The 24745-nt window shown below is 41.8% G+C and carries 33 protein-coding genes and 1 pseudogene; 6 read left to right on the top strand and 28 right to left on the bottom strand.

Features of this window, described 5'->3' with window-relative positions:
* The first annotated feature begins 153 nt into the window (after positions 1-153).
* Positions 154-1794, top strand: coding sequence for an endonuclease (locus D0907_RS01190; protein ID WP_036974196.1), 1641 nt, complete (start codon positions 154-156; stop codon positions 1792-1794).
* A gap of 42 nt (positions 1795-1836) precedes the next feature.
* Here the strand turns inward: D0907_RS01190 and D0907_RS01185 are convergent, their stop codons facing one another.
* From D0907_RS01185 to rpsJ, 14 genes are all read right to left on the bottom strand, one after another.
* A complete protein-coding gene (locus D0907_RS01185; RefSeq protein WP_036974200.1) occupies positions 1837-2424 on the bottom strand; it encodes a hypothetical protein in 588 nt (195 codons plus the stop codon).
* Positions 2425-2497: 73 nt separating this feature from the next.
* Positions 2498-2794 carry a hypothetical protein gene (locus D0907_RS01180; protein ID WP_036974202.1) on the bottom strand — a complete coding sequence of 99 codons (297 nt, stop codon included), beginning with the start codon at positions 2792-2794 and terminating at the stop codon, positions 2498-2500.
* A 64-nt stretch (positions 2795-2858) separates the two neighbouring features.
* Positions 2859-3614 (bottom strand): hypothetical protein, encoded by a 756-nt coding sequence (locus D0907_RS01175; RefSeq protein WP_036974204.1) that lies wholly within the window; start codon positions 3612-3614, stop codon positions 2859-2861.
* A 523-nt stretch (positions 3615-4137) separates the two neighbouring features.
* Complete coding sequence (gene rpsQ, locus D0907_RS01170; RefSeq protein ID WP_036974206.1) at positions 4138-4395, bottom strand: 30S ribosomal protein S17; 258 nt, start codon at positions 4393-4395, stop codon at positions 4138-4140.
* The gene (gene rpmC, locus D0907_RS01165; RefSeq protein WP_004588692.1) at positions 4395-4586 is read right to left on the bottom strand and encodes a 50S ribosomal protein L29; all 192 of its coding nucleotides are present in this window, start codon (positions 4584-4586) and stop codon (positions 4395-4397) included. The genes rpsQ and rpmC overlap by 1 nt, the downstream gene beginning before the upstream one ends.
* Positions 4586-4999, bottom strand: coding sequence for a 50S ribosomal protein L16 (gene rplP, locus D0907_RS01160; protein ID WP_036974208.1), 414 nt, complete (start codon positions 4997-4999; stop codon positions 4586-4588). Before rplP ends, rpmC begins: the two co-directional genes overlap by 1 nt.
* A 12-nt stretch (positions 5000-5011) precedes the next feature.
* Positions 5012-5713, bottom strand: a complete 702-nt coding sequence (gene rpsC / locus D0907_RS01155; protein ID WP_036974210.1) for a 30S ribosomal protein S3 — start codon at positions 5711-5713, stop codon at positions 5012-5014.
* 11 nt (positions 5714-5724) lie between these two features.
* Positions 5725-6057 carry a 50S ribosomal protein L22 gene (rplV, locus tag D0907_RS01150; protein ID WP_004588690.1) on the bottom strand — a complete coding sequence of 111 codons (333 nt, stop codon included), beginning with the start codon at positions 6055-6057 and terminating at the stop codon, positions 5725-5727.
* A gap of 14 nt (positions 6058-6071) precedes the next feature.
* A complete protein-coding gene (gene rpsS / locus D0907_RS01145; protein WP_010376377.1) occupies positions 6072-6350 on the bottom strand; it encodes a 30S ribosomal protein S19 in 279 nt (92 codons plus the stop codon).
* 16 nt (positions 6351-6366) lie between these two features.
* Positions 6367-7191 carry a 50S ribosomal protein L2 gene (rplB, locus tag D0907_RS01140; RefSeq protein ID WP_036974212.1) on the bottom strand — a complete coding sequence of 275 codons (825 nt, stop codon included), beginning with the start codon at positions 7189-7191 and terminating at the stop codon, positions 6367-6369.
* A gap of 17 nt (positions 7192-7208) precedes the next feature.
* Positions 7209-7511 (bottom strand): 50S ribosomal protein L23, encoded by a 303-nt coding sequence (gene rplW, locus D0907_RS01135; protein ID WP_036974214.1) that lies wholly within the window; start codon positions 7509-7511, stop codon positions 7209-7211.
* Complete coding sequence (gene rplD, locus D0907_RS01130; protein ID WP_036974217.1) at positions 7508-8113, bottom strand: 50S ribosomal protein L4; 606 nt, start codon at positions 8111-8113, stop codon at positions 7508-7510. The genes rplW and rplD overlap by 4 nt, the downstream gene beginning before the upstream one ends.
* Positions 8114-8130: 17 nt before the next feature.
* Positions 8131-8766: a 50S ribosomal protein L3 gene (gene rplC / locus D0907_RS01125; RefSeq protein WP_036974218.1), complete on the bottom strand. Its 636-nt coding sequence runs from the start codon at positions 8764-8766 to the stop codon at positions 8131-8133.
* 27 nt (positions 8767-8793) lie between these two features.
* Entirely contained in the window at positions 8794-9105 is a 312-nt protein-coding gene (gene rpsJ, locus D0907_RS01120) for a 30S ribosomal protein S10 (RefSeq protein ID WP_002957900.1), read from the bottom strand.
* 419 nt (positions 9106-9524) lie between these two features.
* Here rpsJ and plsB point away from each other — a divergent pair, with 419 nt between their 5' ends.
* The gene (gene plsB, locus D0907_RS01115) at positions 9525-11975 is read left to right on the top strand and encodes a glycerol-3-phosphate 1-O-acyltransferase PlsB (protein WP_075594185.1); all 2451 of its coding nucleotides are present in this window, start codon (positions 9525-9527) and stop codon (positions 11973-11975) included.
* Here the strand turns inward: plsB and tesB are convergent.
* On the bottom strand, positions 11972-12829 hold the full coding sequence (gene tesB, locus D0907_RS01110; protein WP_036974222.1) for an acyl-CoA thioesterase II: 858 nt from the start codon (positions 12827-12829) through the stop codon (positions 11972-11974). The genes plsB and tesB overlap by 4 nt on opposite strands.
* Positions 12830-12908: 79 nt before the next feature.
* Here tesB and D0907_RS01105 point away from each other — a divergent pair, with 79 nt between their 5' ends.
* On the top strand, positions 12909-13370 hold the full coding sequence (locus tag D0907_RS01105) for an EVE domain-containing protein (RefSeq protein ID WP_036974223.1): 462 nt from the start codon (positions 12909-12911) through the stop codon (positions 13368-13370).
* An 85-nt stretch (positions 13371-13455) separates the two neighbouring features.
* Positions 13456-14487: a cytosolic protein gene (locus tag D0907_RS01100; RefSeq protein ID WP_118843908.1), complete on the top strand. Its 1032-nt coding sequence runs from the start codon at positions 13456-13458 to the stop codon at positions 14485-14487.
* A 1-nt stretch (position 14488) separates the two neighbouring features.
* Here the strand turns inward: D0907_RS01100 and D0907_RS01095 are convergent, their stop codons facing one another.
* Together D0907_RS01095 and D0907_RS01090 are read right to left on the bottom strand one after the other, a co-directional pair.
* The gene (locus tag D0907_RS01095; protein ID WP_036974228.1) at positions 14489-14695 is read right to left on the bottom strand and encodes a PLDc N-terminal domain-containing protein; all 207 of its coding nucleotides are present in this window, start codon (positions 14693-14695) and stop codon (positions 14489-14491) included.
* The gene (locus tag D0907_RS01090; protein ID WP_036974230.1) at positions 14695-15762 is read right to left on the bottom strand and encodes a potassium channel family protein; all 1068 of its coding nucleotides are present in this window, start codon (positions 15760-15762) and stop codon (positions 14695-14697) included. Before D0907_RS01090 ends, D0907_RS01095 begins: the two co-directional genes overlap by 1 nt.
* A 146-nt stretch (positions 15763-15908) precedes the next feature.
* On the opposite strand from D0907_RS01090, the gene D0907_RS01085 reads away from it, so the two are divergent.
* Positions 15909-16859 (top strand): chemotaxis protein CheV, encoded by a 951-nt coding sequence (locus tag D0907_RS01085; protein WP_036974232.1) that lies wholly within the window; start codon positions 15909-15911, stop codon positions 16857-16859.
* Between the two features lie 107 nt (positions 16860-16966).
* Positions 16967-18280 carry a short-chain fatty acid transporter gene (locus D0907_RS01080; RefSeq protein ID WP_118843907.1) on the top strand — a complete coding sequence of 438 codons (1314 nt, stop codon included), beginning with the start codon at positions 16967-16969 and terminating at the stop codon, positions 18278-18280.
* A gap of 507 nt (positions 18281-18787) precedes the next feature.
* Here D0907_RS01080 and D0907_RS01075 read toward each other — a convergent pair.
* From D0907_RS01075 to D0907_RS20985, 11 genes and pseudogenes are all read right to left on the bottom strand, one after another.
* On the bottom strand, positions 18788-18973 hold the full coding sequence (locus tag D0907_RS01075; RefSeq protein ID WP_118843906.1) for a hypothetical protein: 186 nt from the start codon (positions 18971-18973) through the stop codon (positions 18788-18790).
* Positions 18974-19135: 162 nt separating this feature from the next.
* Positions 19136-19846 (bottom strand): ATP-binding cassette domain-containing protein, encoded by a 711-nt coding sequence (locus D0907_RS21230; RefSeq protein ID WP_341868777.1) that lies wholly within the window; start codon positions 19844-19846, stop codon positions 19136-19138.
* Between the two features lie 63 nt (positions 19847-19909).
* Positions 19910-20416: pseudogene (locus tag D0907_RS21225) on the bottom strand (ABC transporter transmembrane domain-containing protein).
* Positions 20417-20491: 75 nt separating this feature from the next.
* A complete protein-coding gene (locus tag D0907_RS21260) occupies positions 20492-20650 on the bottom strand; it encodes a hypothetical protein (protein ID WP_425274509.1) in 159 nt (52 codons plus the stop codon).
* Positions 20651-20928: 278 nt separating this feature from the next.
* On the bottom strand, positions 20929-21123 hold the full coding sequence (locus D0907_RS01060) for a hypothetical protein (RefSeq protein WP_118843904.1): 195 nt from the start codon (positions 21121-21123) through the stop codon (positions 20929-20931).
* 58 nt (positions 21124-21181) lie between these two features.
* Positions 21182-21379 (bottom strand): hypothetical protein, encoded by a 198-nt coding sequence (locus D0907_RS01055; RefSeq protein ID WP_162898019.1) that lies wholly within the window; start codon positions 21377-21379, stop codon positions 21182-21184.
* A 203-nt stretch (positions 21380-21582) separates the two neighbouring features.
* The gene (locus D0907_RS20990) at positions 21583-21732 is read right to left on the bottom strand and encodes a hypothetical protein (RefSeq protein WP_162898018.1); all 150 of its coding nucleotides are present in this window, start codon (positions 21730-21732) and stop codon (positions 21583-21585) included.
* Between the two features lie 192 nt (positions 21733-21924).
* Complete coding sequence (locus tag D0907_RS01050; RefSeq protein WP_118843902.1) at positions 21925-24069, bottom strand: peptidase domain-containing ABC transporter; 2145 nt, start codon at positions 24067-24069, stop codon at positions 21925-21927.
* A gap of 58 nt (positions 24070-24127) precedes the next feature.
* On the bottom strand, positions 24128-24400 hold the full coding sequence (locus D0907_RS01045) for a hypothetical protein (RefSeq protein ID WP_118843901.1): 273 nt from the start codon (positions 24398-24400) through the stop codon (positions 24128-24130).
* Between the two features lie 60 nt (positions 24401-24460).
* Positions 24461-24577, bottom strand: coding sequence for a class IIb bacteriocin, lactobin A/cerein 7B family (locus tag D0907_RS21255; RefSeq protein ID WP_162898017.1), 117 nt, complete (start codon positions 24575-24577; stop codon positions 24461-24463).
* A gap of 11 nt (positions 24578-24588) precedes the next feature.
* A complete protein-coding gene (locus D0907_RS20985; protein ID WP_162898016.1) occupies positions 24589-24738 on the bottom strand; it encodes a hypothetical protein in 150 nt (49 codons plus the stop codon).
* Positions 24739-24745: the final 7 nt, after the last annotated feature.

Here is a 24745-nt window from a genome sequence, read left to right as displayed (position 1 = left end):
TAATTTTCATATTTACTATAAAAAACAGATTAAATGCTTACTTAGTCGAATAAATATTTTACCAATTAACATTATTGCAACATACCGTGTTTAGCCTATACTCGCTGTGTTCATTTTAAGAACAGACAATATAACAATGAAAAGGAAACAATAATGTCACACGGGACATGTAATAAAATAATGCTAGCCAGCAGTTTGCTGTGTTTAGCAAGTTCAGCAATGGCGAATATCAACAATGCTGATTTCGAAACTTGGTCAGCAGGTGCCCCCTCAGGTTGGAGCACAATTGACAGTGGTATAAATCTCAGCAGCAACAGTAATGTGGTTTACTCGGGTAACTACTCAGCTCGCGTTACAGTGAATACAGGTACGCAAAGTAATACTGATTTATTACAAATGGTTGATGTCGTTGCGGGTGAAAGCTATGAGTTTTCGGCGTGGGTTTATCATACCGAAGGGGGGGTGAAGGCACGCCTTGTCGTTGATGGCTACCAAGGTTATTCAAACTCAGCATTAACAAATCAATGGCAACAGATCAGCTATCAATATACCGCATCAGTAACAACCTCTATCGATGTAGGATTACGTTTTTACGACGTAACGGGCTTTGATGGCAGCGAAGTTGTTTATGTCGATAACTTTGCGCCAAACACTGGCACACCGCCTCCACCTGCGGGGGGCTGTACAGATAACCAAGTCGCTCTTACCCTCACCACCGACAACTATGGTGAAGAGACCAGTTGGCAAATTACCAATGCTCAAGGCAGCACAGTAGCATCAGGCGGCAGCTACGCTGCTAATACGAACTATAACGAGCAAGCCTGTTTAGTTGATGGTGACTACACATTCACTATTTTTGATAGTTACGGTGATGGCATGTGCTGTTCATTCGGTAATGGCAGCTACAGTCTTTCTTTAGGTCAAACTGTGCTTGCCAGTGGCGCAAGCTTCCAAAGCTCAGAGGCTACACCGTTTAGTTTAGGTGATAACACTGGCGGCGGGAATGGCGGCGGTACCACACCAACAGAACCGACAGGTTATTATGTAACGACTCAAGGTCTTACGGGCTATGCTTTAAAAACGGAACTGTACAACATAATTAAGGATCATAACTCACAAGGTTATTCGGCTATTTGGGGATTTTACGACCTCGCATCGCGTGATAAATACTTTGAGAATGATAACTCAATTTTAGACCGTTATTCAGAGAATCCAGCAGGCCAAGACAGCTATAACTATGTTGCTGTGAGCGACCAGTGCGGTACCTACAACAGTGAAGCTGATTGCTATAACCGCGAGCATTCGTTCCCAAAAAGCTGGTTTGGTGGCACTGTTGAGCCCATGAATTCAGATGTACATCATATCTTTGCCACTGATGGCTATGTAAATTCAAAACGCAGTAACTACCCTTTCGGCGAAGTCGCCAGTGCAAGCTACACCTCTAGTAATGGAAGCAAATTAGGCAGTGCCGCTAGCTCATTAAATTATTCAGGTACGGTATTCGAACCGATTGATGAGTTTAAAGGTGATTTTGCACGGGCTTATTTTTACATGGCAACACGCTATGAAAATGTGATTGCTAACTGGCAAAACAACACAACGTATAGCAATGCTGTGCTTAATGGCTCATCAAGTCAGGTGTTCGAGAACTGGGTCATTGCGATGCTATTAAAATGGCATAACGACGACCCTGTTAGTCAGCTTGAACTTGATAGAAACCAAGCCGCATTTGAATTCCAAGGAAATCGTAACCCATTTGTTGATCACCCTGAATTTGCAGAAATGATTTGGTAACTTCGTTAAGGCAAGACACTTAACGTCAGTTAAGTGTCTTTTTTAATCAAGTAAAACCACTTTATTTGCCGCAATTAACCCGTCTACATAGCGCTTTTCTAAATGCCACGGATGACGCTTCCATCCTCGAAAAGCGAATCCAGCAATATGTATTTTATCAAACTGCGATAAATAGAAAGCGATAGCTAGAGTGCCAGAGCTTGGGCAATAAGGTCGATGTATTACAGGTCCTAAAGTAAGCAAGTGAGCGAGTAATGATTGTCGAAACTGAGCGCTTAAACGTTCACATTTACAGTGCAGACCATACATCTTAAATAACTGATTAGCGTAGTCTATCTTGCCTTTTCGATGAATTAATTTAAAAAAGCAGTGCAACAACGGATGAGGGTTAGGATCGGTGATCATAACCTGTGAAAGCCCTTCGAGTGGTATTGTAAGCGGTCTCTCTAGTAAGCCATGCGCCTGATAGCCTCGCCCAACTAGCCATAGATCGGTACAACGCTTACCTAAATGGGCTGGCATGTCTGCACAACGATTAAACCTAACCACGCGTGGGCAGCGATTAACGCTCGCTGCGATATGCGCACCCACAGGGCCATTACCTAAAATAATAATGTTTGGTTGTTGCATGACCCAAGGCACTCCATGTTATTCCTTAAAACAGTGTTATTTCACGCCAGCAACATGACCAGTTAATGACAGCTCACGCTAAATGTAATGTATATGCTAAACGTGTGTGTTCAATAAACAGTACATCATGTCGTTGCCGCTCAACACGGATACGGTAACCAAGATGATGTAACACCTGTTTTAATAAAGCTTGATGCTGCTGCGGTGTTGAATAATGAGAAATATCGAGTGCAACTAACAATGCCTCAGCGTAATGAGATCCTGATAAAAGAGACCGAAAAATACGGTTCTGTACGTCGATGATTTGTGTGACTGAGGTGTTGTAGCAATTAATTTGTAGACTTAACAGGTAGTTTTCGAGTGCATTCATAGCAACGTCCTTCTAAAAAACGCCACTTTAAAAGCTCAACTTTAGTTAAGGTAAAGAACTTTATTTATTTTTTGCTCCACTTATTCATAATCTCCTTGAACAACGCCGCTTCTTTATCTTCACAGGGTCTGGGTGAACCACTCGGTACGCCTGATTTACCGAACACTGAATTAAAGTCAATGCCATAACACTGTCCATTCAGCATCTCGATGCGTCGACTACCATCACCATTTTCCCATAATACCGTGGCTTCGCTTGAAATTGAGTACTCTTTAGGGCTCGTTATTCGTACTCCACTCGCATTGTTTGTTGCTGAGTGTAAATTTCCTGTCGCGTGCGCGGTCGACTGGTTGTACTCAACATCCATGTTAGGTAATGGCGCATAAGGATTAAGCTTTTTAAATGGCCTTGGTGATACCTCTGATGCAACGATTTCAGGCTCTTTTGTTGGCGTAGCGACTGTTGACGCATTGGTCATTGTCCTTCCTCTGGAATTTGTTTGAGCAGCCAGACTTAAAGTACTTTCATTCATAGCTGCGTAACTCGGCTGTTCAGCAACTTCTGAAGCAGTGTCCTCTGATTTTGGTTCTGTCGCAGAACCTAATTGGCTACTCTTAGCTTTTTCTTCGGGCGTTTTTTCTACATCTATATTTAAACGAGGTAAGGTCGTGAGATCAACGGTAACATAGGCTTGCATCACACCTTTAGGTTCAAGCCAAGGCGCAACAATGACACGCTGAGCATGTTTAGCAAATATAAGCAGTATGAGAACATGAAGTGTAATCGAAAACACCCATGCTTTATAACGTCCCTTTAACACCAACACTCCTTGTTTTTTATTCTAAGAGTATTTAATAACCCAATAAGTTCATTGTTAACTCGTAAGGGGTTAGCTCCCGTTTAACTGGTCGCAATTCGCTTAATTAAGTGGTCTATGTTGAGGTGCAAAACGTGTCGGTGGCAAGGCACTAATTTGGCTATTGAATTGTGCTAAATGAACAAAGTATAACGCTATGAACGTCAGGTTTAGTGTTTTAAATGAGTAATACCATTCCTTGATAACAAGGCAAAAATTTAGTTATTTAGTTGTTCTCGACAATTGATCCTGCATTTCCCCCTATCTCCATGCAGTCGTAAATCAGACATTTATAACGTAAGTAGCAACAGGTTTAATCACTCAAAATGATTAAGTATTATTGCGGGTTGGTATCAGTGTTATTTCAGGTGGGTATAACCCCTACTCGCTGAGCTAACGACTCACGTCACAAAGCAGTGAAGGTTGTTTTAAATACAAAAAACCCCAGCAAAGCCGGGGTTTTTTAGTAAGTAAACTTAATTAAAAATTAAGCTTGCTTTGGACGCTCAACAACGTCTACTAAAGTCCAAGACTTAGTCTTAGAAATAGGAGCACACTCACGGATAGTAACTACGTCACCAGCTTGAGCTGTATTGTTTTCGTCATGTACGTGTAACTTAGTCGTACGTTTGATGAATTTCCCATAGATTGGGTGCTTCACGTAACGTGCGATAGCAACAGTGAAAGATTTATCCATCTTGTCGCTGATTACACGGCCTTGAAGAGTACGGATTTTATCGCTCATTATTGACCTGCCTTCTGGTTAATAATTGTTTTTACACGCGCGATATCGCGACGTACTGTTCTTAGCGTGTGTGTTTGAGCTAACTGACCAGTGCTTGCTTGCATGCGCAGGTTGAACTGCTCACGAAGAAGTCCTAGAAGTTCAGCATTTAGCTCTTCTACGCTTTTGTCTTTTAGTTCGCTAGCTTTCATTACATCACCGTCCGAGTTACGAAAGTTGTTGTGAATGGTAATTTACGTGCTGCAAGGTTGAACGCTTCACGAGCAAGCTCTTCAGAAACACCTTCCATTTCGTAAAGTACTTTACCAGGTTGAATTTCAGCAACCCAATACTCAACAGAACCTTTACCTTTACCCATACGAACTTCTAATGGCTTGTTCGTAATTGGCTTATCTGGGAATACACGAATCCAGATTTTACCTTGACGCTTTACGTGACGTGTCATAGCACGACGAGCTGCTTCGATTTGACGAGCAGTCATACGGCCACGACCAGTAGCTTTCAAACCGAAAGTACCGAAGCTTACTTTGTTACCGTTTTGCGCTAAACCACGGTTGCGGCCTTTGTGCATTTTACGGAATTTTGTACGTTTTGGCTGTAACATTACTCGCTACCTCTACTTAGCACTTTTTTTGGCTTTCTTTGGCGCGCGTTTAGCTGGCTTCTCTTGCTCTTGTACTAGTGGTAAACCACCAATAACTTCGCCTTTGAAGATCCAAACTTTAACACCAATGATACCATAAGTGGTTAAGGCTTCAGAAGTTGCGTAGTCGATATCAGCACGAAGAGTATGTAGAGGTACACGACCTTCACGATACCATTCTGAACGTGCGATCTCAGCACCGCCAAGACGACCGCTAACTTCAACTTTGATACCTTTTGCACCAATACGCATTGCGTTTTGTACCGAACGCTTCATAGCGCGACGGAACATAACACGACGCTCTAGTTGTGACGCAATACCGTCAGCTACTAGTTGTGCATCAAGTTCAGGCTTACGAACTTCAGAAATATTGATCTGAGCCGGAACACCTGCAATCTTAGTTACTGCTTGACGTAGTTTTTCAACGTCTTCGCCTTTTTTACCGATAACAACACCAGGACGAGCTGTGTGAATTGTTACACGGATAGATTTTGCTGGACGCTCAATAACGATTTTAGACACAGAAGCCGCTTTTAATTCCTTAGTAAGGAATGTACGTACTTTGTGATCGCCAAAAAGCTGATCAGAGAAATCTTTTGAATTCGCGTACCAGGTAGAAACCCAAGGTTTAGAGATACCTAGGCGAATACCAGTAGGATGAACTTTTTGTCCCATTACTTATACTCCTAGCTATCTGAAACCACAACAGTGATGTGGCTTGTACGCTTAAGGATGCGGTCTGCGCGTCCTTTAGCACGTGGCATAATACGCTTCATTGTTGGACCATCGTCCACAAAGATCGTAGTTACACGAAGCTCATCAATGTCAGCACCTTCGTTATGCTCTGCGTTAGCAATAGCAGACTCAAGTACTTTCTTAACTAATACAGCCGCTTTTTTAGGGCTGTACGCCAGGATTTCTAGAGCGCGATCAACCGGAAGTCCGCGGATCTGATCTGCAACTAGACGTGCTTTTTGCGCCGAACCAGAGGCGAATTTATGTTTAGCTAATGCTTGCATTTATCATTCTCCTCTTAACGTTTCTTCGCTTTCTTATCCGCAGCGTGACCGCGGTAAGTGCGAGTTGGTGCAAATTCACCTAGTTTGTGACCGATCATTTCGTCTGTGATAAACACAGGAACGTGCTGACGACCATTATGGACAGCGATGGTCAATCCGATCATGTTAGGTATGATCATTGAACGACGGCTCCAAGTTTTAATTGGCTTCTTGTCACCGCTTTCCAACGCTTTCTCTACCTTCTTCAGCAAGTGTAGGTCAATAAAAGGACCTTTCTTGAGAGAACGTGGCATGGCTATTCCTCAACTATTATTTAGTACGACGACGTACGATAAATTTATCAGTACGCTTGTTCTTACGTGTCTTAGCACCTTTAGTCGGTTTACCCCATGGAGACACAGGATGACGACCACCAGATGTACGACCTTCACCACCACCGTGCGGGTGATCTACCGGGTTCATGGCAACACCACGAACTGTCGGACGGATACCACGCCAGCGATTTGCACCAGCTTTACCTAGTGAACGAAGCATATGCTCAGCATTGCCTACTTCACCAAGTGTTGCGCGACAGTCAGCTGGAACTTTACGAACTTCGCCAGAACGAAGACGTAGAGTAACGTATTGACCTTCACGTGCAAGGATTTGAACGTATGCACCAGCAGAACGTGCGATTTGAGCACCTTTACCTGGTTTTAATTCTACGTTGTGAACAGTCGAACCTACAGGCATGTTACGCATTGGTAATGTGTTACCAGCTTTGATTGGTGCATCAACACCAGACTGGATTGAATCACCAGCTTTTAAGCCTTTAGGTGCAATAATGTAACGACGCTCACCGTCTGCATATAATACAAGAGCGATGTTTGCGCTACGGTTTGGATCATACTCTAGACGCTCAACAACAGCTGGAATGCCATCTTTAGTGCGTTTAAAGTCGATTACACGGTAATGATGCTTATGACCACCACCGATGTGACGAACCGTGATACGACCTTTGTTATTACGACCACCAGACTTAGAGTTTTTCTCTAGTAGTGGTGCGTAAGGTTTACCCTTATGAAGATCAGGGTTAACCACTTTAACCAGGTGACGACGACCCGCAGAAGTTGGTTTACACTTTTGAAGTGCCATAATTCTAACTCCCCTTATTACTCGGCGCCGCCGACAAAGTCTAGCTCGCTACCTTCTTTAAGAGTAACGTAAGCTTTCTTCCAGTCTGAACGACGACCGAAACGCATGCCAGTACGTTTTGTTTTACCCTTAACGTTTAGTGTGCGAACACCAGTTACTTCTACTTCAAAAAGCTTCTCAACTGCAGCTTGAACTTCAGCTTTAGTTGCATCTTTAGCTACTTTGAAAACAATCGTGTTGTTTTCTTCAGCAGCGATAGTGCTTTTTTCAGAGATATGTGGAGCAAGGATCACTTTTAAAAGACGTTCTTCACGGATCATGCTAGCGCCTCCTCAAGTTGCTTAACAGCAGCAGCTGTAATAAGTACCTTATCGAAAGCGATTAGGCTTACAGGATCGATACCAGCTACATCACGCGTGTCAACCTTGTACAGGTTACGTGCCGATAAGAATAGATTCTCATCTACTTCTTCAGTCACGATAAGAACATCTTTAAGCTCAAGTTCTTTAAGCTTAGCAACTAGTTCTTTAGTTTTTGGTGCTTCAAGACCAAACTGCTCAACAACGATTAAACGCTCTTGACGAACTAATTCAGATAAGATGCTTTTGATCGCACCGCGGTACATTTTACGGTTTACTTTTTGGCTATGATCTTGTGGTTTAGCTGCGAAGCTAACGCCACCTGAACGCCAAATTGGGCTACGGATTGTACCAGCACGTGCACGGCCAGTACCTTTTTGAGCCCATGGTTTTTTACCACCACCGCTTACTTCAGAACGTGTCTTCTGAGCACGAGTACCTTGACGAGCACCTGCTGCGTAAGCAACAACTACTTGGTGTACTAATGCTTCGTTAAACTCACGTCCAAAAGTAGCTTCAGAAACTTCAAGAGCGCCAGAAGCGTCTTTAATTGCTAATTCCATCACTAAATCTCCAGGACTTATGCTTTAACAGCTGGTTTAACGATAACGTCACCGCCGATAGCGCCAGGTACTGCACCTTTAACTAAAAGCAAGTTACGCTCAGCGTCAACGCGAACTAGTTCTAAGTTTTGAGTCGTTACACGCTCAGCACCCATGTGACCGGCCATTTTCTTACCTTTAAACACCTTACCAGGTGATTGGTTTTGACCGATTGAACCAGGAGCACGGTGAGATAGAGAGTTACCGTGAGTCGCGTCTTGCATGCTGAAATTCCAGCGCTTAACACCACCTTGGAAACCTTTACCTTTAGAAGTACCGGTTACGTCAACTTTGTTGATTTCGTTGAATAATTCAACAGTAAGCTCAGCGCCTACTTCAAAATCGCCTTCACCACCATTTAGGCGGAATTCCCACAGACCGCGACCCGCTTCAACACCTGCTTTAGCGAAGTGACCCGCTGCAGCTTTGTTTACACGGCTTGCTTTTTTAGTGCCTGCGGTTACTTGAAGCGCGTTATAACCGTCTGTTGCTTCAGATTTGATCTGAGCAATACGGTTAGGAGTCGCTTCGATAACTGTCACAGGGATAGATACACCATCTTCAGTGAAGATACGTGTCATACCCACTTTACGACCGACTAGACCTAATGCCATTTTCCTAAAACCTCTCTAATCTTCCGATTAACCCAGGCTGATTTGAACATCAACACCAGCAGCAAGATCTAAACGCATAAGCGCGTCAACAGTCTTGTCAGTTGGTTCTACGATGTCGATCAGACGTTTATGGGTGCGGATTTCGTACTGATCACGCGCGTCTTTGTTAACGTGCGGTGAAGTTAGTACAGTAAAACGTTCAAAGCGTGTAGGTAGTGGGATTGGACCACGTACTTGTGCGCCAGTGCGTTTCGCAGTTTCCACGATTTCCGCCGTTGATTGGTCAATCAAACGGTGGTCAAAAGCTTTTAGGCGAATACGAATGCGTTGATTTGACATTCTTAAACCTCAATATAAAGAGCATTTAAAAAGAGCATAAAAAAACGACCGAAACAATCTTACTAACTAAGATGTCGGCTGTTCTCTTATATCTACGTTGAACTCCAAATCGGAGTTCCTGTTTTATTAGCTTGAAATCCAAGCTTAATGTTCCTTCCAAGTTCCCGAGGGAATTTTGAAAGCCTGCGTATTATAGTGAGATTGGTGATAAATGCAACAACTTTTTAGGATTAAAACGAATAAAGTCTGCTTTGTATAATATTTCAGTTAAATTCAGTTAAGCTATGTCTTTGCTTTACTATAGTTAATTTGAATAAACCCAAAAGCCACACTATGGCAATGGTCAGTCCAGTTAATAATTGCTATTCTATGGCGCTTTTTTTGTTTCTATTATTACTCTTAATTACTTTGGTGAGTTAATGCGTATCATTAATCGTTGTTTAAATATCATTTCTGCCGGTATGAACCGCTTATTTGTTAAAAGTAAGGTCTTGCCAGAAAACCCGATTGAGCAATATAACCTAAACCCCGCCAACCCGACCTTTTATATTGTTAGACTCAATGCGCGCTCTGATTTAGCGGCACTCGCACGCGTGTGTAAAAAATACGGCTTACCAAGTCCAACAGAAGAGCAGCTTTTGGGTAATAAAGAGCTTGATCGTTTTATTGGTATTCAAAACCCGCCGCCTCTGTTTGGTAATAAAAGTAAACCCAGTAATGCACTTCACCAAGGCAAACACATTATTGACCACCTAATGCACTCAGGTGAGAAAAACGTACAGGTTATCCCGGTTACTATTTTATGGGGTCGTAACCCAGGAAAAGAAAAGCCAGGTTTAGGTACATTGGTATCACACTCACTTACGCCAAGCTGGTTTCGTAAGTTCTTTGTCATTTTGTTTTCAGGTCGTGACAACTTTATTCGCTTTAGCCAACCGCTCGACTTATCGCTCTTGGTAAACGAAAAAGCCGATGTTGATGAGCTGCCACATAAATTGCTACGTGTTGCTCGTGTGCACTTCCGTCGTCAGAAACTGGCAGCTACCGGGCCAAAAATGCCCTCACGTGAGCAGTTGTTTAATTCGCTGCTTGCCTCGCCAACCATCAAAAAAGCCATTCAAGTTGAGGCGAAAGAAAAAAACATTAGCCAAAATGAAGCGCGTCAAAATGCGCTTAAATTATTAGACGAGATCGCTGCTAACTACAGTGACGCGACTATTCGTGTTGCCGATCGTATTTTGACGTGGCTGTGGAATAAGTTGTATAACGGCATCGATATTAAATTTTCTGAGCAAGTCCATGAGCTAACCGACAAAGGCCACGAGATTATCTATATGCCTTGTCACCGCTCGCATATGGATTACTTATTACTGACCTATTCGATTTACCATTTAGGCTTAGTACCGCCGCACATTGCAGCGGGCATCAACTTAAACTTCTTCCCTGCAGGTGGCGTATTCCGCCGCAGTGGTGCATTTTTCATTCGTCGCTCATTCGCGGGCAATAAATTGTACTCCTCTGTATTTAAAGAGTACCTAAGCCAGTTATTCATTAAAGGCTACTCAGTAAAGTTTTATACCGAAGGTGGCCGCAGTCGTACAGGTCGTTTATTACCACCTAAAACGGGCATGTTAGCAATGACATTGCAAGCGATGCTGCGCGGTATCGATCGCCCTATTTCGATTGTGCCCGTTTACATTGGTTATGAGCACGTAATGGAGATTAATACGTATTTAAAAGAGCTGGCAGGTAACGACAAAAAAGGCGAATCCGTATTAGGGATTTTTAAGGCTATTAAAAACCTTAAAAACTATGGCCGTGGCTACTTAAACTTTGGCGACCCCATTTCGATAAACCAATACCTTAATGAGCAGCAACCTGATTGGCGTGAATCGATTCACCCAACAGATGTACAAAAACCACAATGGTTGGGCCCACAAGTCGCTAATCTTGCAGACAAAGTGATGGTTAATATCAATAGCGCTGCGGCGCTTAATGCGGTGAATTTGTTAGCGATGATCTTACTGGTTAACGATAAACATGCGCTGAGTAAACCCAAACTGATTGCCCAACTTGAGTTCTACTTGCACCTGCAACGTAGTGCAAGCTATAGCGACAAAGTGACCACCCCCAATGAAAGCGCAGAGCAGCTGTTAGAGCATGCATTAAAACTGAATAAATTTGATGTGATCAGCGACGAATTTGGCGAAATCATTGCAATTAACGATAAAGAAAAAACGCTGTTTAACTATTATCGTAATAATGTGTTGCACTTGTTCGCTGTTCCCAGCTTACTGGCACTGCATTTATTTAAAACACACAAAACGACTCTGGCTGATTGCCAAGCCGTGATTACACGCTTTTACCCGCTATTTGCCAAAGAGTGGTTCTTACATGAGTTAGATGAAAACTACATTACTCGTGTTCTTGCCAGCTTTGTTGATCAAGACTTAATTGAAATCGATGGCAATAATATCAAAGTGACAAACAGCAACGACTGCTTAGCAAAACTCGAAATGCTAGGGCGTGCCTTGAGCTTAACCTTGCAGCGTTATGCAATCGTGGTTGGCTTTATTCAAACCAGCAAGGGGATTGAGCGAGAAGAGCTTGAGCACGAAAGCCAAGTATTAGCAGAGCGTTTAGGCACGCTGCATGGCATTAAAACCCCTGAGTTTTTTGATAAAAAAGTACTTATCGGGTTTATTTCAAGCTTACGTGAGCAAAAGTTAATTACCGAAACAGAGCACGGTTTTACCGGTAGTAATGCACTTTGTGAAGTATATATGTATCTAAAAGCATTGCTGCCAGCACGTGTCTGGCAGTCAATTGATGACATAGTGCAAAGCCAAGCTACGCACTCAAAGGATTAGCGCTGGCGCATCACCCCTTCTTGGATCGTTGAGGCAACTAAGTTGCCTTGACGGTCAAAGAACTGCCCTCTCACCAAACCCCGTCCCGAGCTCGCACTTGGGCTATCAATCGAATATAAAATCCAATCATCAAGCCTAAACGGACGATGAAACCACATCGCATGGTCAATTGTTGCCACTTGCATATTAGGTTGCATAAACGACACGCCGTGCGGTTGTAAGGCCGTGGGTAAAAATTCAAAGTCCGATGCATACGCCAATAAATAATTATGAATGCGTTGGTCATCTGGCATCTCGCCATTGGCTTTAAACCAAATGTGCTTAACAGGTTCCATTACCTGAGGTTTAAATGGGTTATGAAACGTGACTGGGCGCATTTCAATCGGCACCTCACGAATAAATTTATTGCGGATCACCTCGGGTATATGCTCAGCATTCGCTTGGTAAAATTCAAGCGATGACTTAAGTTCTTCAGGCTGCGGCACATCTGGCATATGGGCTTGATGCGACAGCCCCTCTTCTTCCCCTTGAAATGACGCTGTCATATAAAAAATAGGTTTGCCATATTGAATCGCTTTCACGCGACGCGTACTAAAACTTTTACCATCACGAATATTTTCGACGTCATAAATGATTGGTTTTTCGGCATCACCAGGGCGTAAAAAATAGGAATGCAAAGAATGGACAATGCGCCCTTCTGGTAACGTTTCTTTGGCAGCCGACAAAGCTTGCCCCATAACTTGACCACCGAATACAGCACGAAACCCTAAATCTTGGCTTTGCCCTCGATACAAGCCTTGCTCAATTTCTTCTAACGATAGCAACGACAGTAAATCATCTAATACTTGGCTCATTTATTTATCCTCAATCCCGACAAGCGTTTAATGATACTATAGACTAATTGGAAGTAAATCTTTGTAAGGGCACCTAATTATGGCTTATTGGCTTTTTAAAACCGAACCTGATGCGTTTTCAATCAATGATTTAAAAAACGCGCCAAAGCAAACCTCAATGTGGGATGGTGTACGTAATTATCAAGCCCGTAACTTTATGCGTGATGGCATAAAAGCAGGGGATTTAGTGATGATTTATCACTCAAGCTGTAAACATGTAGGCGTTGCGGGCATTGGCGAAATAACACGTGAAGCCTATGCCGATCCAACGCAATTTGATTTAAGCAGTGACTACTATGATGCGAAGGCCACAGCAGAAAATCCACGTTGGTTTGTCGTTGATGTTACTTATAAAGCGCACCTTAACAAACTAGTGAGCTTACAAGCGATAAAAGCAAATGACGCCATCACTGACATAGCCCTAAAAAAAGGCGGGCGTTTATCAGTCATGCCCGTCACGGAGCATGATTGGCAACAAATAATCGCCATGAGTGAAAGCTAACATATTAAAGTCGTAGCCATTTTTATTAAATGGCTATTTTTGCTATAATGTGTCCCCTTTATTTTAGAGGTACCGTGGGGGATGTATGAAATTATTGTATTGGCTAGATGAATGGACCCAGCTCCCCCATGCAGAACAGCAAAAACAAGTGCCGTTCACGGGCGGCGACTTACTCGGTGATGTGTATGTGAAGTATCATATCATCGACGCCAGCAAACCTCTGCTATTTACCTTTTCTCCTGCGGGGACAAATTATCAAGAACACGACCTTACTGATGATTTCTCACCATGGGCCTACAAGCTTGCAAAAAAGCAAGATGTTAATATTATTGCCTTTCAACATTTAGGTATCAGTAACTGGTTTAGACACCGTAATTTATTATTTTTTATTGAGCAGTTAGCCCCCCTTATTGGCGGCTTTAAAGAACGCTTAGGCTATGGTTTAAGCCGAGGTGGCTTTGCAGTAGGTGCATTTGCTAATTTGTTGAAGCTCGATAAGGTGCTGCTATTTCACCCTGTCAGTACAAAAAATAAAGAAAAAGCGCCATGGGATGACCGTTCAAGTACTGATATCGCACAAAAATTTGATTGGGCAGGTGATTACCACGACGTAGATTTAGGGCAGGCTAAAGGTTACATTATTTATGACCCGACCAATCGAATTGACCGCGCTCACGCTAAACGCTACCCACAATTAACCCATTTACGGGTGTTTGGCATGGGTCACAGTGTTCATGCAACCTATTTAAATAAGTTTGGTTTTTATAAGGATGTGGCGGTGGATTTTATTCGCCATCAACAGGTTGATATTGCCCAGTTTCGCCAACAAACAAAAACCTTGCGCTTTAAAGAAGATTACTACCGACGCTTAAATAAAGCGAATAAAGGCTCTGCACACCGTTTAGCCTTGCTCAGTACCGCACATAATATTTTGATTGATGAAAAGGCTGAGCATCTCCAAGAGCAAAAGGAGGCTGTTGATGTACAGCCTCTGATTGATATAGCCATTAAGCACCAAGAGGCGCACCCTAAAGACGCGATAAAGTTACTCGAAGTCGCTCAGCAACTGTCGCCAGATGATCCATTGATTGAACATAAATTAAAGCAACTCAAGTAATCTAGCTTTTACCTTTACGGTGCTTTTTGACGTGCCCATGCTTGGGCACAATGGTCAGATACATAATCAAACCAAGCCACGAGAAAAAGATGATACCGATCAACCAGGCGTTCTTTTCGTGACCTTGCGTGCGCTTACTATTGAGTACAATGACCACAGGTAAAATGTAGGCACTGAGAACAATAATTAAAAACGCGACTTCATTCATTATTTCACCAAGGCCGGCCAATCAACTTCGTTGCTTAACACACGCTCAACAGCAATATAATGTAAAATATCGCCTTCACTAACGACATAGTCAAGCGGCGGATTTAAATCCATATCTTGCGCACTAAGATTATGGGCAACGCCCAATAAAATAGCGTCATGACTTTGCTTAAAATGATGAAATAAATTACCAAATGTCATTGCTTGCACTCCCTTAGGAATTGGCAAACTGAACTGTGTATCACCATGTAAGGTTGATAATAGCTCTTCCTGAACACGGCTTGAGCCAGGGTCTTGCATAGAGCGTACAAGTATTTCAGCCGATTTTGCACTGCTGCACTCGACATTATGGCAATGCTCTAGCAACATTTCGATTTTTGTTTCATCATCAAAATGCGCGCTGATATGGCAGTGTTCATTCACTAATTTGCTGATACGTAACGCTGTAGTAAACGTTTGGTCGTCATCTTGACCATCTATAATAATTTTATCTGCGCGTTCAATCGCCACTCGTTTTAGCTCGTCAATGTCGGTAAAGCTGCTTAAACGGGCAAAATCGACGTGCGGGTTGGCTAAAAATGGATGCTCCATTTGCTCTGTCACAGCGAGCAGAATACGACGATCTAAACGTTTTTGATCTGCTAAAATATAGTCAATCATCTTTTTAGTCCGCGTGTCATGCCAGCCAAAAATAATGATGTGATTGTTAATATGTGCGAAGCTTTTATCACCCGTCATAGCGCGCCTAATTAAGTAAGTTACTGTTTGCCCTGTTTTTCCTAACAGAACGCCAAATAATGCTAAACCAAATGGTATTTGTAATATTGCAACAATCCAACGTCCCAATTCTGTACTGGCGCTAAAGTCGCCATACCCTACCGTTGACGTTGTCACAACATAATAATAAAAATAGGTGCTAAGTGGTGTTAAGGCCTGCTCGCCAACAAGCACAAGTAACCACCAAATAAGTAGCATGTGCAATAGGGTTGTTATTACCACAGCTTGCCAACTCACTTGGTCAATATGGCTGCGAATAATCACCACTAAACGATTAAATAGATGATGCATAATCCTTGCAAATAGTCGTAGAGGAATTTATCCGATACGGTACTTTAATGCTTAGCCTTTGGCAACTGATGGAAAATTACTAATGCGTAACAATGAAAATTAATAGTAGACTATATTTTCTCTGTATTTAGTATTTAGGGTGATATATGTCTGGTGTTTTAGCCTCAGTCGACAAACGCACGCAACTGGTCGGTGAAAACCGTTTAGAGCTATTGCTTTTTTACCTGCATAGCCGCCATCTATTTGCCCTCAATGTTTTTAAAGTCAAAGAAGTGGTAAAAATACCACATATAAGCAAAGTCCCCCACGCCCACCCTAAGGTTGCTGGCGTGGTCGATATTCGTGGCGAATCCATCCCCGTGATTGATTTACGCAAGGCAATTTGTATGCCTGATGCACAGCATATCGAAGATACCAACCTTGTAATTACTGAATATAACCGAACGGTGCAAGGCTTTTTGATTGGAAAGGTCGACCAAATCATCAACATGACATGGTCTGACATCATGCCACCGCCAACGGCGATTGGTAAAAATCACTACTTAACCGCACTCACTAAAATCAAACGCGATGGCCAAGAACACTTAGTGGAGATCATTGATGTTGAAAAAGTACTCGCTGAAATCATCGAATACGAAGTCAATATTTCTGACGACATTTTAGATCAAAGCATCGTTAATGAGTTTGCTGGTCGTAAAATACTGCATGCTGATGACTCTCCCACAGCCCGCAAACAAGTGAGTGACACGCTCTCTCAACTTGGTATTGAAATTATCCCTGCACGTAACGGACTTGAAGCACTTAACATGCTGAAGAGGTGGGCAGATGAAGGCAAAGATGTTGAAAAAGAACTGCTGATGGTGATCACCGATGCAGAAATGCCCGCGATGGACGGTTACCGCCTTACACACGAAATTCGTAACGATAATCGTCTTAAAAACTTACACATTGTATTGAACACTTCACTCAGTGGTAGCTTTAATCAGGCGATGGTCGAAAAAGTCGGCTGTAATGCCTTTTTATCAAAGTTTCAGCCCATTTTACTGGTTGAAGAAGTGCAAGCACGACTAAAAGCGGTACTCGAACAGCAACCGTAACACTGCTTATTCTAATACACCGAATACAGTCTCCTCGGTATCAATTTGCCAATTAGCTTCATTCATGATTAATTGGCACTATCGATTCAACGACAACAATAAAAACTATGCTAAATCGCGTTGCTAAACCATTTACCAAGCTGGTTGAACGTTATCTACCAGATCCATTTATTTTCGTCATTTTATTAACCTTGCTGAGCTTTATTGTGGCCAGTATTTTTACCCCCTCGTCCCCGGTGCAAGTATTAGCTGCGTGGGGAGGTGGTTTTTGGAACTTATTGCAATTTGCCATGCAAATGCTGCTGGTCTTGCTAACAGGTTATATGCTGGCAAGTACCCCTGTTATGCGACACCTGTTAACCACGCTTGCGACGCTCGCGAATACCCCCGCTAAAGCAATCATACTAGTGACGTTAGTTTCTTTATTGGCAAGTTGGATAAACTGGGGATTTGGCTTGGTTATAGGGGCTTTATTTGCCAAAGCGATTGCCAAACAAACCCGGGTAGATTACCGACTACTGGTTGCCAGCGCTTATTCAGGCTTTATTGTCTGGCATGGTGGTTTAGCGGGTTCAGTACCGCTAACTATCGCCACCGATGGGCACTTTTCGGAACAAAATATTGGGGTAATTGGCACTGAAAACACCGTCTTCGCAGGCTTTAATATTGCGATTGTGCTGGGTTTATTTATTATTATGCCATTGGTTAATCGCTACATGTTGCCAAACGAGAAAGACAGTGTGTATGTTGACCCAGCAAAACTTAACGATGAGCCCACGGCATCAGTAAAACCCACTCGCCCAGCCGAAGTGATTGAGCATAGTCGTATATTAGGTATCGGTATTGGCCTTGTTGGTCTTGGCTATCTATTTTATTACTTTGTGCTCAGTGGCGGTGGCTTAAACTTAAATAGTGTCATCGCTATTTTCCTGTTCAGCGCTATTTTACTGCATCAAACACCTCATAATTTACTGCAAAGCTTACAACAGGCGATCCCGAGTGGCGCAGGCATCGTGATTCAATTTCCATTTTATGCAGGGATTATGGCCATCATGGTCAAAACAGGACTTGCCCAACAAATATCTGAAGGGTTTATTGCCATTGCAACCACTGAATCACTGCCCTTTTGGAGCTTTTTAAGTGCGGGGTTTGTAAATATTTTTGTGCCATCTGGTGGAGGTCAATGGGCTGTTCAGGCACCAATCGTGATCCCGGCAGCACACGCACTCGGTGCCGACATACCTCGTGTAGCGATGGCCGTTGCGTGGGGTGATGCATGGACCAACCTGATTCAACCTTTTTGGGCACTGCCCGTTCTTGCCATTGCAGGCCTAAAAGCCAAAGACATTATGGGTTTTTGTTTGGTACAACTGATCATCACGGGTGTGTTTATTTCGTTGATGTTGAGTTTTTATCCTTAAAAGCACAAAGATATTAGTAAGAAAAAAAATAATATAAGTGAGAAAACAATGAAAAGCTTACCCATATTATGAATTTTTTTTTGATTTTTAGACCTATTTTCCGAGAGTTGATTATCCTCCAAGTGGAAACAATGCGGGCATTTAGACAATGAGTTATCATATGATAAACAACAGCGTTGGCAGCGTGTCTGTTTCCTCTTCTTGAACATCATTACAAAATTAAAACCAATAGACATATTTATCCTGAGTGCTAATTCCAAACTACTTAAAAAAATATGATGAGCTTAAATCCCTACAAGTCATCATATTAAAATTATTATTGTTTACCTTTCAAAAAATGAACTCTCAGCTTTACATTAAAGTAAATAACAATTAAGACTATGAGCATATAATAAACAAATTTATATAATTCATCTGCAAAGTTGATAAAATTTTCATATAGCCCGTTAAGAGAAAACCATATAAAAAAAGTTACAATAATTTGTATTAAAAATACTTTATATCTCACTATGACAGATCGAACCAAGCAACTGCAGCTAAATATACGGCACCTGCAACAAGTGCCCCCCTAGCGCCTAACAGACCACCTGCTGACATTGCTGAAGAAAGATCTTCTGATGAAAAATCTCCCCAGCAATGCTCTGCACAGCCACCATCTACTTCTTTAATTTCTTTTACGTTTAATTCACGCATAATATATACTCCATAACTCGACATTATTTATTGTCGGTTTGTTGATATGCTCGCTTTAAATAAAGTGAGCGGTTAATAAGGCTAAGTACGTTTTCCGTCTAAAGTTGACGTGCTTAGCCGCTTTTCGGTTGTCTGCTTTTTCAAGCAACCAAATTCTTACTATCACCCAGTACCACTTGCAATTTCAGTATTGACCAAGCTTCCACCTTGTAACTCATACACTGTGTCTACCATCTTGATCGTTTCTTTCCGGTGGGCAATCATTATTCGCGTCATCTCTAAATGCTTAATTTGTTCGCTGATTTTAGCTTCATTTTGCTTATCTAAATGGCTGGTGGCTTCATCCAAAAATAGTACGCAGGGAGATTGATACAGTGCTCTGGCAAGTAATAACCGTTGAAGTTGTCCGCCGGATAAATTAGAGCCCATATCGCCCACTAATGAGTTATAACCCATAGTCATTTTAGTAATATCACCATGAATTGCTGCATGGCGAGCGCACTGTTCAATTTTTAAGTAATTAGGTTGCGGGTCAAAAAAGCTGATGTTATCAGCAATAGAGCCTGCTAATAGCGTGTCGTCTTGCATCACCGCGGCAATTTGCTTGCGATAGTTTTTAAGACCAAGCTGGGTAATATCTTTACCATCTAGCAGCACTTTACCTGAGGTGGGTTGTAATAACCCCAGCATAATTTTCATTAGCGTGGTTTTACCCGCGCCAGACGGGCCAGTAATCGCAATAGAATCACCGGCATTCAGCGTTAAATTCACGTTAGTTAAAATAGGCGTTTGCGCTTCACTGTAACTAAAGCAAATATTTTCAAGGATAAGCTGGCCCTTTACTTTGTTTTCGTCATCACCTGTATAGGCCATTTCACCATCACGATTAGCCTCTTGCTTAGTAAGGGCAATATCAGCAATACGGTCAAGATGTAATCACATCATTTTAAATTGAATGACTTGCTCAATTAAATTAGCAAAGCGGCTGGTTAACTGGTTTTTATAAGCAATAAACGCTAGTACCATACCCACAAATAAGCTATTGCTAATAACCAGTAGTGCAGCAAAGTAAATCACCAATACATTTTCAAGGCCAAATAACAGTTTATTAAATGAATCAAAACTTATGTTTAATCGTCCTAAACGGATTTCACTATTTATTACCTCAGCATAGCGGTTTTGCCAAATGCCCTGGCGTTGCGATTCATTACCAAACAGTTTGATGGTTTGCATACCGCGAATATTTTCTAAAAAGTTCGATTACTCTTTGGCAGATGATTGAATCATTTCTTCGGTGGCTTGATGCAGTGGCCTGTATAATGCTAATCGCACTAAGGTATAAAGTATAATTGCCCCCACAACTACCGCATTGAGTTTCAGCGAATAAATAAGCATCATAATGAGGACTGTAATGGTCATCACACCATCGACCATAGTCTCCACAAACCCTGTAGTTATGCGCTCTCGTATTTGCGCCAAAGAGCCAAAACGCGAAACAATATCCCAACATGGCGTGACTCAAAATAGCTCATAGGTAAGCGCAATAAATGCCGGAGTAGGTTTACACCCATTTGCATGTTTAATAGGCTTGAAAGCCGTAAAATCAACCAGCTCAATAAGCAGCCGTAAGTTCATCTCCTTTAAATTAGCCGAAAAACGCTTGCACATGGCTGGCATATCCAGCTTATGACCGTGATAATATGCAATCATCGCTATAGAGGCTAGACCGCATTCTGCTATTTCGGCTTAGAAAATGAGAGAGGCTGGTCTACTACAGAAAATTTTAACTCAGAACTACTCATTAACTCACCATAAATTTAATTCCGAAGAAATCAATCGATTCAGAGAGAGCTATTCTTTTTGAAGCTCCAAGGTAAACCTTCTCTTACAAACTGCAACAAAAACTCCGTAAGAGTAATACCCCATACCTCACTCATTTAAAGCCTGAGCTGCTGTCATTTTCCTATTTTATCTCCCTTAAGCACAAGACCAACTATATTAGAAACGACAAAATACACTAAAACAAAAACAGATACGTCTATTAAAAAATCAATAAAGCTGCTACTTTTTGAAATAGAAAAATCAAAAATAAAAAAAGCAACTCTAGTGATGATGTAAGTAATTAAGAAACTTATTATAAAATGGCTCATAAACACAACTTTAAACCGTTAATAGGAGAGCGTACTCTCCTAAAATAACATTACAGACTTACAAAGTGCCAAAACCCGCACTGTTACCAGACGGCATACCAGGATTGCTACCCCAGCCGTTAGACACAGCTTGATTCATATGGTTCACGTATGAACTTATTGCATAATCAATAAGTTTTGACGCAACGTAACCTATTAAAAAGCCTCTAATGCCACCATTCACTTCTTTAATTTCATTTACGTTTAATTCACGCATAATGTTATACTCCATGTATCCGACACTTTCGTCTCGGGTTGTTAAGATGCTCATCTATACAATTAAGGTGAGCGGTTAATAGGCTGGCTTTAGCTGCTCGCTAAAGTTAACTAAAGCTGGCCGTCTTTTTCGGTTTTTTGCATTTAGCAAGTCACCGGAACTGTCAAAAATTTTAATTACTCTGTTAGCTCCTTAAAGTGATATTAATAAGCCGCTTTCGGAAGAGTTGGTAGATGCGGCGGCATGCCAAATCCAGGTAAATCTTCTTTTTTTAATCTGCTTTCAATAATAACTAACTTGGATGCCTCTGCACCATTCACTTCTTGAATTTCATTTACGTTTAATTCACGCATAGTATATACTCCATTTATCCGATGCTCTTTAATAATTAAGTAATCGGGTTATAATGCGCTTCCCTTTAAACAAGGGTGAGCGGTTAATAGGCTGGCTTTAGCAGCTCGCTAAAGTCAACTAAAGCTGGCCGTGTTTTCGGTTATTTGAATTTATCAAATTACCAAAACCTTTCATTACTTTACTGATCGATATTACGCACTTTCAGTTTGCTGTTGCCTATTCACCAACTCCCCACCTTGCAGTTCAAACACTTTATCCGCCATATTAATAGTTTCTTGGCGGTGGGCAATCATAATGCGTGTGATGGGTAAGTGCTGAATTTGCTCGCTTATTTTAGACTCGTTATCTTTATCTAAATGACTGGTTGCTTCGTCCATAAATAACACGCAAGGAGATTGATACAATGCGCGTGCGAGCAACAAACGCTGTACTTGCCCGCCCGATAAGTTTGAGCCCATATCTCCCACCAATGAGTTATAACCCATGGTCATGCGAGTAATATCATCATGGATCGCCGCATGTCGGGCGCACTGCTCTACTTTTAGGTAATTGGGTTGCGGGTCAAAAAAGCTGATGTTATCAGCAATAGAGCCTGCTAATAGCGTGTCGTCTTGCATCACCGCGGCAATTTGCTTGCGATAGTTTTTAAGACCAAGCTGGGTAATATCTTTACCACCTAGCAGCACTTTACCTGAGGTGGGTTGTAATAACCCCAGCATAATTTTCATTAGCGTGGTTTTACCCGCGCCAGACGGGCCAGTAATCGCAATAGAATCACCGGCATTCAGCGTTAAATTCACGTTAGTTAAAATAGGCGTTTGCGCTTCACTGTAACTAAAGCAAATATTCTCAAGGGTAAGCTGACCTTTCACTTTACCTTCGTCATCACCTGTATAGGCCATTTCACCATCACGATTAGCCTCTTGCTTAGTAAGGGCAATATCAGCAATACGGTCAAGGTGTAAACGCATCATTTTAAATTGGATTATTTGCTCAATTAAATTAGCAAAGCGACTAGTAAGTTGGTTTTTATAGGCAATAAACGCCAATACCATACCAACCGATAAACTATTACTCATCACCAATAAAGCAGCAAAGTAAATTACCAATACATTCTCAAGGCCAAATAACAGTTTATTGAATGAATCAAAACTGATATTTAACCGCCCTAAACGGATTTCACTGTTTATTACCTCGGCATAACGGTTTTGCCAAAGTCCTTGACGCTGCGATTCATTACCAAACAGCTTTATGGTTTGCATACCACGGATGTTTTCTAAAAAATTCGATTGCTCTTTGGCAGAGTTTTGAATCATTTCTTCAGTAGCTTGGTGCAGCGGCCGATACAGCGTTAAGCGCACTAGGGTGTAAAGCACAATCGCCCCCATCACTACCGCAGTGAGTTTTAACGAATAAATAAGCATCATAATTAATACCGTAATGGCCATTACCCCATCAACCAGTGTTTCTACAAACCCCGTGGTAATACGTTCACGTATTTGTGCCAATGAGCCAAAGCGCGAGACAATATCGCCGATATGACGTGACTCAAAATAATTCATCGGTAAGCGTAATAAGTGCCGGAGTAAGTTCACCCCCATTTGCATATTTAAAAGGCTTGAAAGCCGTAAAATCAACCAACTTCGCACCGCATTAGTCACCACCGAAATAATCGCAATCAGCGCAAACCCCATTGCAAGTACCGTTAATAACGATTCGTCAAAACTGATTAACACCTCATCCACCACCCACTGCATATAATAAGGAGTCATCAAAGCAAATAGCTGTAATACTAATGATAACGCAACCAGCTTTATCAATCCCGCTTTTAAGCCCTTCATAGAACTCCAAAGCTGGCTTAACTTCATCTGCGCTTGTTCTTGCTTTGTCTCAAATTTGCTAGTTGGCGTTAGCTCTAAACAAATCCCAGTAAAGTGTTTGCTAAATTCTTCAGTATTTAAGTTGCGCTTACCAAGCGCTGGGTCATTAATAGCAAACTTAGCCGCAGCCCCTTTACCTGAGACTTTTGTGAGTACTACAAAGTGATTCATATCCCAATGTAAAATGCAAGGCGTTTGTAGTTTATGGACTTCCTCAAGCGGGCATTGCAGCGCACGGCTGGCGAGCCCCAAGCCATCACCCAGCTCAATCAACTGCTGTAAATTCATGCCCTTTAAATTAGCTGAAAAGCGCTTACGCATAGCAGGCATATCCAACTGATAGCCGTGGTAACATGCCACCATAGCTATAGACGCGAGACCGCATTCCGCTATTTCGGATTGAAGAATTAAAGGAACCGATTTCGCAATACTAAAATGTAACCCCAACTGACTCATAACACCTCAACAATCTAACAGTAGCTAGCTAAACAATCTCAAATGGGAATATTTAGTGTTATTTACTCTCTCTCGGGAAAAAATGCTCAACGTGCAACCAGAAAAACAAAGTAACTAAAGTGGTTAGAATTCCTGTAACCACATAAGAAATATTAAGCAAAATAGCCATAAAGACTATAACCACAGCAACTAATAACGTACAAAACAACTGTAAAAAAATACTTTTTAAATGCACAATAATAGGGATGCTCACCCCTAACCTAATTCTTTCCCATGAAAAAATAGCAATGAATGCTACTAAGAAATAATAAAGCAACTCTAAAAAGAACATAGCCTGCACTCCAAAATTTAAAAAGTATAGGTGCTACCCACCTATACTTTTATGATTACGCTACGCGTACTTGTTATACAACTTTTTCGCTATAGACCCAACGAAGTAGCCAGCAACAAAAGCAGGCCAAAGGCCTCCTGTCACTGTTTTTATTTCTTTTTTGGTAAGCTCTTTCATAAAAACAATTCCTATTCTGCAAACCATGCAATTATTGCAGCCGCCCCAAATGCAATAGCTTTCGCACCGTATTTACGTGCAATATAAGCAGCAGGAATTGCTACTACTATTGGTAGGCCACCATTTACTTGTTGAATTTCATTTACGTTTAATTCACGCATAATGCTA

It is taken from the genome of Pseudoalteromonas lipolytica (assembly GCF_003515105.1).
Lineage (GTDB): Bacteria > Pseudomonadota > Gammaproteobacteria > Enterobacterales > Alteromonadaceae > Pseudoalteromonas > Pseudoalteromonas lipolytica.
Note: the sequence above shows the minus strand (reverse complement) of the source record. Positions and strands in the feature narration are given on the sequence as shown.